Here is a 4,858-nt window from a genome sequence, read left to right as displayed (position 1 = left end):
ATCCCACAGAACCGCCTTCACGAACTCCTCCCTTGGCATTGGAAAGCTGCTCAGCAGCAGGCCGCCGAAGAAATCGCCGCCTGAACCCCGGCACCGCGACAACTCGCGGCGGCTATCGGATGCGTACCCACGAACTGCTGCCCTGGAACTGGCGCGTAAAAGACGATCAACGCAAAGCCGCCTGATCCGCGGTTCTCACCGGATGCTTACAGTCAAGCGTGGTTGGCATGGGAAGGCTGATCGCGTCGGTTAGTGCGTCGACACGTTAATCAACCTTGTGCTTGTTTTTCTCAATGCGGCGTGTCGCGCGAGGGTGTTCGTATGCCGGGAGCAGGGTTGTCTTCGCGGTCGGCATAAAGCCGCCGCATGATGGGTCTCCGCAGGCAAGGTCTTCCTATGTTTTGTGCGCAGTCTTTAAAAAGCTGCAGCCGTTAAAGCGGAATGACCTGACCCACGTCCACGGCAGGGACGCCTCAATACGTCAGATGCTGACGCGTTGAGAAGTTAAGCTGGTGAATTGGTTATGCGGTGACGCCAGCCGATGTGTTGAATGCCTCTCCTGTTTTGAGCATTGTGTGCATGATGACTGCCAGTTTGCGGGCCACAGCGACCGCGGCGCGCTTGAAGCCCAGCCGCTCGCGTAGCCTGAGGCCCCAGTCTTTGAGGCCGCTCTGGTTGCTAGCGCTGGTGCGCGTGAGAATGACCGTTGCCGCCTCGAATAAGAGGCCGCGCAGATGGTTGTCGCCTCGCCGCGAGATGTGGCCGTCATAATCCACTTCGCCTGATTGGTAACGCCGCGTGGTAAGCCCGAGCCAAGCGCCGACCGCGCGTGAAGTTTTGAAGTTTGCTGGGTCTTCGATCGCCGCAGCATAGGAGACGGCCGTGACCGCCCCGACTCCCGGGATCGTCATCAGCAGCTTGATTGCCTGGCTTTGCCGGGCTGCGGCGAGCAACTGACGATCAAGTTCAGCGGCGCGCTTGCGGATGTCGCGCCAGGCCTCCAGCAAAGGCAATATGATCTGTGCCAGGCCATCCCTGCCGTCCAGAAGCTCGCGGACATTCCCGTCGAATACACGACCTGTACCCTTGGGAACGACGATGCCAAACGTCTTCATGACCCCGCGGATCTGATTGCTCAGCTGCGTTGAGATGGTAAGCAACAGGTTGCGGGCGCCCACCAGTGTGCGGGTCAACATGGCGTCGAACGACTTCACCCGGACCGCCTTGTAAAAGCCGGCTTCTGCCAGTTGGGCCAGACCGTCAGCATCATTGGCATCAGTTTTGTTGAGCGTCTCGTTCAATATTTTCTGCGCATGACGCGCTTCGATGCAGATCGCGGGAACTCCCGCCGCCGTTAACGCATGATAGAACCAGGTCGACAATGGACCTGTCTCAAATACCACCCGCTCCGCATGCGGGGCGTGTTTGCGGACTATCTGCGCCAGGATCTGGGGATCCGATGCGCACTTGCCGCGCCAGATCCGTTTTCCATCCTGACGAATGGAGATCGCGGTATCTTTTAGTGAAACGTCAAAGCCTATATATTGTTTCATGGTTGCTCTCCGTGCGATGCTTGGGCCCGGTGCCAATCGTGAGCCCGTTTTTCCATCATATCGGGGGGCAACCACCCCTGTCAGCTATATCAAAAAGCTGATGCCCAGGATGAATCGCGCCGCGATTATCCCATGTTTTGTGCCGGTCACCTATCTCATTAAGCCACCTTGGCTTCGAACGCGAGCGGGCTGATGCCGCCCAGATATGAATGTCGGCGACGGGTGTTGTAGAATCCATTGATGTACTGGAAGATGGCAGCTTCTGCCTGACGCCGCGTTGGCCAGGTCTGCCGCCAGATGAGTTCCGCCTTCAGGGATTTGAAGAACGTCTCGACGGAGGCATTGTCGTAACAATTTCCCTTGCCGCTCATCGATGGACGCAGGCCATAGGCCTGCAGCTTTTTCTGATAGTCGTAAGAACAATATTGGCTACCGCGATCCGAATGGAAAAGGCAGCCTTCTGGAGGCTGGCGCAAGCGCACCGCCATATCCAGCGCCCTGATTGCCAGATCCTTCTTCATCCTGTCGCCGACCGCCCAGCCCACGACGCGACGGCTATGCAGGTCCAGGATGACGGCAAGGTAGAGCCAGCCTTCGGATGTCCAGATATATGTGATGTCGCCGGCCCATTTACGGTTGGGAGCATCTGCGGCAAAATCGCCGTCCAGCCAGTTCGCTGCGACACCCAGGCGATGGTGACTATCCGTCGTAACCTTGTGCTTGCGCGTGCGGACTGGCTTGATTGCGCGGCGACAAACAGGATGAGAACGCGTGTTGCCTCACGTAATCATGTTCCCGAACGGTGATGGCGTTGCCTCACCAAAATGTTCCCTACGCCGATCCGTCTGCTCGGTCCACTGTGCGCTTGAGGGGCGTTGCGCAGCGGAGCCGTAGGCGAAGCGGAGCAATGCCCCTCAAGCGTCGACGATAGTGTGCGGTATCGGATCCTCAATGGCCCTGAATGCCGCGGACGAACGGGCAAAAACGAGCGCGCAGGCCTGCTCGGATCGCCATATCTTGAGGCGACGCTGGACGGTACGCAACAAGCCATCGGGATAATCGCCAGGCTGCTCCGCCTGCAATTTTTCAAGTAATTCCCTGCCCGTGCGCCACGGCTCCTCCTCGAACCAGCGCTTCAGTTGCATGGTCACCGCGATTAACGGATCGGGACGCCGACGACCACGTTTCGGCTTTGGTTCGTCGGAGGCTGTCGGTCGAGCGTCGCCGCTTTGCCACACAGTCCGCAGGCTCGAGAGGAACGCCTCCAATGACGGCGTGTTGGATTTCTCACACACCATCGACGGGTTCGCCGCATCGGCGAGGGCAACCAGCCGCTGCTGCGCGGCCCTGATATCGCGCAGTAGGCGCACCGGGTCGAGCCCTGAAAATATCTCGGTTAAGCGCGTGCGCGTGGCGTCGCTCGTCCGCGGATCATTGAGTAGCCGCTGGTAGGGCGTCGCCGGCGCGTGATAGCGTTTTTGGATCCGTGCGCCGTCTCGGCGCTTCTCGGCCAGCTTGAAAGAGGGCTGGAAGAAGTTCACGAACAAGCGCGCCGCCACGTACAGATCGGCCAGCGCTGCCGTGGCGCTCAATCCCTCGAAACGCCGATAACCAACCAGGCGGCGCACGATCGATCCGTTCTTCTGCTCAACCCACGCCTGATCATTCTTTCGATAAGGCCGACATCGCGTAAAGGTGATGCCGCCCGCTGCACAGTAATCTCGCACGGTTTCGTTGATGAAGACGCTGTCGTTGTCGGTATCGAATCCCAGAAGCGGAAAAGGCATCAGGGCGCGGAGTTCGGCGAGCACGGCTACCAGCACCGTCTGCTCGCGTACCAGCAGTGGCGCGCACTCAGTCCAGCCAGTCGCGATGTCCGTCAACGTAAATGTCCATGCAAAACTCCCCTTTGCTACGGGACCGCTGTGCGACACCAGATCGGCTTCAACATAGCCCGGCGCCGGATCGTCCCAATCATCGAACGTCCGGATCGGAACGCTGCGCCTGAGTTCGGTTCCCGCAACGCCCCGCCGTCGCGGCCGGCGGCTACCGGCCTTCGCTTCCCGCAAAGCGCGGTCAATCGTCGCCGCGCTCATAGTCGTTAGCTTCGTCTTTATATCCGGCGCGACGTCCAGATGCCCATGGCGCTCCATCGCCTCCAACAGAATCGGGATGAGCGGGCGAAGCCGTTTGCCGCACAATCGGTCAGAGGATTCCCACAGGACGACCAGCGCTGTCCGCACCGCTTCGTCGTATATCCGCCGGCCGGGCCGAGCCCCGTCCACCTTCCCAGAGCGCTGCGCCCGCAACAGCCGCATCGCATGCTTGCGGTGAAATCCCGTCACCGCCACGAACTCGTCGAGAACACGGCCCTTGCTCTCTCGATCAGCCGATCGGTACCGCTCGCCAACCGCTTCCACCAACTCCGCGCGCATCGCCATGCTCACCTTCCTCATCGCTCGCTCCCAATCCAGATCGGGAGCATTTTATATGAGGCAACGACCCCGTAGTCGGGAGCAATTTAGGCGAGGCAATGCGGCCTCTCATCCAGATCGTCGCGCTATACTTGATCCCGTTGATCTTCATCAGCCGCCCGACCCAGCGCTCGCCAACATCGAGCCCCACCTCCTTCAACTCCATCGTCATGCGAGGACGGCCGTAGCTGCCAAGGCTCAGCCTGGACTGTTCTCGGATATGGGCCAGCACTTTCATATCTGTCCGCTCCCGCCTGCTGATCGGGCGTGAGCGCCAGGAACGATAGCCGCGTTCACTAACATCCATGACACGGCAGAGCAGTTCAACGGGCCAACGGTGTCGCCAGCTATGCACAAACGCGAACTTCACGGCCTTTGGCTCGCGAAGAACTGCGTGGCCTTTTTTAGCACTTCCCTCTCCTCCCGCAGCACACGGTTCTCAAGGCGAAGGCGTTCATTCTCACGCGCCAGATCTGCCTGCGGCGCTGCCACCAGGTCAGACGGCCGATACTGTGACACCCATTTGCCCAGCGTCGACTTCCCTATCCCTAAATCCGATGCAACCCTGTCGCGGGGTAACCCGCTGGTCAGTGCAATCCGCACCGCCTCCTGCTTGAACTCTTCTGTATGCTTGATCATCTCGTCGGTCTCCTGTTGCGAGCTCTAATCGCTCTGGTGACCGGCGCAAAACCGTTACAAGTCCAGACCTTACGGGCGCGGCCTATGGCGATAAGGATCCCGAGCGCCTCGCGCAGCGCAACGGCTATCGGGATCGGGACTGGGAGACGCGGGCAGGCACGGTCGAGCTGCGGATCCCCAAGCTGCGCAAGG

3 protein-coding genes and 3 pseudogenes are annotated in these 4,858 nt (G+C 60.0%); 2 read left to right on the top strand and 4 right to left on the bottom strand.

Annotation, left to right across the window (positions count from 1 at the left end; translation table 11 throughout):
• A partial coding sequence (locus tag SxD43FB_RS25675; RefSeq protein ID WP_217988833.1) for a hypothetical protein occupies window positions 1–185 on the top strand: 185 nt, incomplete at its 5' end.
• Between the two features lie 336 nt (window positions 186–521).
• Here the strand turns inward: SxD43FB_RS25675 and SxD43FB_RS22965 are convergent.
• From SxD43FB_RS22965 to SxD43FB_RS26215, 4 genes and pseudogenes are all read right to left on the bottom strand, one after another.
• Window positions 522–1,553: an IS110 family transposase gene (locus tag SxD43FB_RS22965; RefSeq protein WP_096064100.1), complete on the bottom strand. Its 1,032-nt coding sequence runs from the start codon at window positions 1,551–1,553 to the stop codon at window positions 522–524.
• 158 nt (window positions 1,554–1,711) lie between these two features.
• A pseudogene (locus SxD43FB_RS22960) lies at window positions 1,712–2,287 on the bottom strand (IS3 family transposase); the annotation flags it as partial.
• Window positions 2,288–2,467: 180 nt separating this feature from the next.
• Window positions 2,468–4,009, bottom strand: a complete 1,542-nt coding sequence (locus SxD43FB_RS22955) for a DDE-type integrase/transposase/recombinase (protein ID WP_096064099.1) — start codon at window positions 4,007–4,009, stop codon at window positions 2,468–2,470.
• A gap of 112 nt (window positions 4,010–4,121) precedes the next feature.
• Window positions 4,122–4,666: pseudogene (locus SxD43FB_RS26215) on the bottom strand (transposase); the annotation flags it as partial.
• Between the two features lie 71 nt (window positions 4,667–4,737).
• Between SxD43FB_RS26215 and SxD43FB_RS22945 the strand changes: the two are divergent.
• Window positions 4,738–4,858, top strand: a pseudogene (locus SxD43FB_RS22945) (transposase); the annotation flags it as partial.

The sequence above is a fragment of the Sphingobium sp. D43FB genome (genome assembly GCF_002312805.1).
Lineage (GTDB): Bacteria > Pseudomonadota > Alphaproteobacteria > Sphingomonadales > Sphingomonadaceae > Sphingobium.
The sequence above is the reverse complement of the archived record's forward strand: the minus strand, read 5'-3'. Positions and strand labels throughout refer to the sequence as shown.